Annotated in this window: 5 protein-coding genes; 4 read left to right on the top strand and 1 reads right to left on the bottom strand. The window is 70.7% G+C overall.

All coding sequences use genetic code 11. The features are described 5' to 3' along the window. The coding region (gene mmsB, locus G7A99_RS06660; RefSeq protein WP_163139266.1) for a 3-hydroxyisobutyrate dehydrogenase at positions 1-786 on the bottom strand (786 nt) is incomplete at its 3' end. A gap of 228 nt (positions 787-1,014) precedes the next feature. Here mmsB and G7A99_RS06655 point away from each other — a divergent pair. The 4 genes from G7A99_RS06655 to G7A99_RS06640 all read left to right on the top strand — a co-directional run. After that, the gene (locus G7A99_RS06655) at positions 1,015-1,878 is read left to right on the top strand and encodes a pirin family protein (protein ID WP_163139265.1); all 864 of its coding nucleotides are present in this window, start codon (positions 1,015-1,017) and stop codon (positions 1,876-1,878) included. Positions 1,879-1,965: 87 nt separating this feature from the next. Beyond that, a complete protein-coding gene (locus G7A99_RS06650; protein WP_018719600.1) occupies positions 1,966-2,574 on the top strand; it encodes a CoxG family protein in 609 nt (202 codons plus the stop codon). A 149-nt stretch (positions 2,575-2,723) separates the two neighbouring features. Then, entirely contained in the window at positions 2,724-3,179 is a 456-nt protein-coding gene (locus G7A99_RS06645; protein ID WP_018719601.1) for a (2Fe-2S)-binding protein, read from the top strand. A 10-nt stretch (positions 3,180-3,189) separates the two neighbouring features. Then, a partial coding sequence (locus G7A99_RS06640) for a xanthine dehydrogenase family protein molybdopterin-binding subunit (protein WP_163139264.1) occupies positions 3,190-3,839 on the top strand: 650 nt, incomplete at its 3' end.

Raw genomic sequence — 3,839 nt, 5'->3', positions numbered from 1 at the left:
GTTGGCGGTGCCGCTGTTGACCGCCATGTTCATGGCGAGCCCCAGGTCCTTGGCGATGAGGTCCACCATGAACCCCGGCTGGTAGCCGTTGGAGGCCGGGGCGTTCTCCATTACGCCCGGGTAGGGGTTGTAGACCTGCAGCGCCCAGTTGTTGCCGGAGCTCGCCTTCATGATCTCCGAGGCCACGGCCGGGTCCAGGCCGTGGGCCCTGGCCATGTTCAGCGCCTCCGAGGTGCCGATCATGAGCACGCCGAGCAGCATGTTGTTGCACATCTTGCCCACCTGACCGGAGCCGCTCGGGCCGGCATGGAAGACCGCCTTGCCCATGACGTCGAGCACCGGCCGGGCCTGTTCCACCGCGGCGGCCTCGCCGCCGCAGATGAAGGTGAGCGTCCCGGCACGGGCGCCGCCCACGCCGCCGGAGACCGGGGCGTCCACGAACGCCAGTCCCGCCGCCGCGGCACTCTCGGCGACACCGCGGGCCTCCTCCGCGGCGATGGTGGAGCAGTCCACCAGGAGGGTGTCGCGGGAGACGCGCGCGATCAGCCCGTCGTCCCCCTCGTAGACCTGACGGACGTGGCGTCCGGCCGGGAGCATGGTGATGACGATCTCGGCACCGTCGGCGGCGGCCACGGCGGTCTCCGCCTTCGCCGCGCCGGCCTCCACCAGGGCGCTCACCGATTCCGGCACCAGGTCGAAGACCGTGACCTCGTGGCCGGCATTGACGAGGTTCGTGGCCATGGGGGCACCCATGTTGCCCAGGCCGATGAATGCGATCCGTGACATCCCTCTCCTCCTCGGATTGTGCTTTACGTTAACGTCAACGACGCTTTCCGGGAGTCTGAAACCTCCGCGCCGAAAAGAAAAGTTCCCGCCGCGTCAACGGCCGCCCGTGGGCGTGGCAGCCGTGTCGATTGTTCCTGATGCGGCAACAGCGTATTCGTTTCCAGCATCTTTGTTTCCGGCTCAGACGCTCCTAACGTATCCCTGTAACCCACTGGAGCGGAGAGCGACATGAACGAGCAGCCCCGCAGCGACACCCGCCAGGTCACGCGCCTGGCCCGCGGCATGCCCGCCAGCGACGGCGCGGGCGTGCGGTTGACCCGCGTCATCGGCACCCCATACCTGGATGCCGTCGACCCCTTTCTGATGCTCGACGAGTTCCGCTCCGATAACGCGGACGACTACATCGCCGGCTTTCCGGAGCACCCGCACCGCGGCTTTGAGACGGTGACCTACATGCTCGCGGGCCGCATGCGCCACGGCGACAACCAGGGCAACAGCGGCGTGCTCGAGCCCGGCGGACTCCAGTGGATGACCGCCGGACGCGGCATCGTGCACTCGGAGATGCCGGAGCAGAGCGACGGGCTCATGTGGGGCTTCCAGCTCTGGGTGAATCTCCCGGCCGGGCGCAAGATGACGGCACCGCGCTACCAGGACATTCCGCCCGCGGAGGTCCCCGTGATCATCCCCGCCACCGGTGTGCGGCTGCGGGTGCTCGCCGGCACCGTGGAGGGCGTCGAGGGGCCGGTGCGCGGTATCGACGTCGACCCCCTGGCCGTGGACATCGCCCTCGATGCCGGTGCCGCTCACCGGCTCACCCTGCCGGCGGACCACGCGGCCTTCGTGTACTGCTTCGAGGGGGGGCTGAGCGTCGGTGAGGGCGATGCCGCCCGGGCCGTGGCCCGCGGCGAGCTGGCGGTGTTGAGCGAGGGGGGCTCGGTGCGGATCGCGGCGGGCGGCGATGCCGGGGGCCGCGGGCTGCTGGTCGCGGGGCGTCCCCTGCGTGAGCCGGTGGCGCGGCACGGGCCGTTCGTGATGAACAGCCGCGAGGAGCTGATGCAGGCGTTTGCCGACTACCGCGATGGCCGCCTGTGACCGTATTGCTGCAGCGCGTCAGTGCACGTGCCCCCGGCGCCGTCTATGGTTTCTAACGCCAGACCGTCACCGTGAGGGCAAGGCGTCATGGAGATGAACCAGGAGCGCGAGCTCGCGTTCGACCGCCAGACCGTGTGGGATGCCCTTAACGACCCGGAGGCGCTGCGCGTGTGCATCCCGGGCTGCCAGGGCCTGGAGATGCTGGAGACCGACCGCTACGAGGCGGTGGTCCAGACCAAGATCGGTCCGGTCAAGGCCCGTTTCCGGGGCCACGTCTCCATCGAGGATGCCGATCCCCCGCAGGGCTACCGCCTGCGCTTCGAGGGCCAGGGCGGTGCCGCCGGCTTCGCCAAGGGTGGGGCCTCGGTCCGGCTGGAGGAGATGAATCCCGAGGGCACGCGACTCGCCTACGATGTCGAGGCCACGGTGGGCGGCAAGCTCGCCCAGGTGGGCTCGCGCATCGTCAACGGCGCCGCCCGCAAGCTCGCCGACGAGTTCTTCGACAACCTCGGGGCCTACCTGCGCGGTGAGCCCGTGGGCGAGCCGGCGCCGGCCGAGGCCTCCGGCTCTTCCGCCGCTGGCAGTGGCGATGCCCCGGCGGCGGAGCCCCCGGCGAGCGCGGACGACACCGGCGAGGCGAGTGCCGGCAAGAAGAAAGGGGGCTGGCGTTTCTGGCGCCGGGATTCGTCCGGTTAGCCGGCCCCCCGCGACGAGCGGCGCCCGTCCCCGTACCGTTTCCTGGCGTCACGCCGTTCACAGGCTATTTTAGAAAAACGGACCCGGAGAGGTCCGCGGCCGCGCCCCGCAGGGGGCGCCATGGCTCAGGCTTAGGAGGAGAGCTGCCCATGAACGTATCGCTCACCGTCAACGGCCAGGCGGTCACCCGGGACGTGGACCCGCGGACCACCCTGGTGGAGCTGCTGCGCAACCACCTCTCGCTCACTGGCACCCACGTCGGCTGCGACACCGGCCAGTGCGGCGCCTGCACGGTGCACCTGGACGGCCGTGCGGTGAAGGCGTGCAGCGTCCTCGCCGGGCAGGCGCAGGGGGCGCAGGTCACTACCATCGAGGGCCTCGCCGACGGGGGCCTGCACCCCATGCAGTCCGCATTCCGCGAGTGCCACGGGCTGCAGTGCGGCTTCTGCACGCCGGGGATGGTCATGGCCGCGGTGGACCTGGTGAAGCGCCACCCGGACCCGGACGAGGCCACCATCCGCGACGGGCTCGAGGGCAATTACTGCCGCTGCACGGGCTACCACAACATCGTGCGCGCGGTGCGCCGCGCCGCCGAGCAGATGTGAGGGGGGAGCGATGAGCGATTCCAGCATCGGCCAGCCGGTTCATCGCCGCGAGGACGAGCGCTTCCTCCGCGGGCAGGGGCGCTACACCGACGACATCCACCTCCCCGGCGAGGCCCACGCCTACTTCCTGCGCTCGCCCCATGCCCACGCGCGCATCCGCGGCATCGGGACCGCCGCGGCGGCGCAGGCGGACGGCGTGGTGGCGGTGCTCACCGGCGAGGACCTCGCCGCCGACGGTGTCGGCGGGCTGCCCTGCGGCTGGCAGATCACCGATGTCGACGGCAATCCCATGAAGGAGCCGGCGCACCCGCCGCTCGCGCAGGGCAAGGTCCGTTACGTGGGCGACGCCGTGGCGGTGGTCATCGCCGAGAGCTACTGGCAGGCCAAGGACGCCTCCGAGCTCATCGAGGTGGACTACGAGCCGCTGGAGGCCGTCGCCTCCGCCGCCCGCGCCCTGACGGACGGGGCACCGCGGGTGCACGACGAGTTCGACGACAACTGCTGCTATGTCTGGGAGATCGGCGAGGGTGGCGAGGTGGACGCCGCCTTCGACAGCGCCGCGCACACCGTGTCGGTGGACATCACCAACAACCGGTTGATCCCCAACGCCATCGAGCCCCGGGCGGCGATCGCGCAGTACACCCCGGGCGAGGAGCGCTA

Source organism: Arhodomonas sp. KWT (assembly GCF_010993615.1).
This window is presented reverse-complemented; position numbering and strand designations above follow the sequence as displayed.

Bases quoted from the DNA above. Each gene is read 5' to 3' on its own strand.
- G7A99_RS06655 (WP_163139265.1), top strand. From the start codon at position 1,015: ATGAACGAGCAGCCCCGCAGCGACACCCGCCAGGTCACGCGCCTGGCC.
- G7A99_RS06650 (WP_018719600.1), top strand. From the start codon at position 1,966: ATGGAGATGAACCAGGAGCGCGAGCTCGCGTTCGACCGCCAGACCGTG.
- G7A99_RS06645 (WP_018719601.1), top strand. From the start codon at position 2,724: ATGAACGTATCGCTCACCGTCAACGGCCAGGCGGTCACCCGGGACGTG.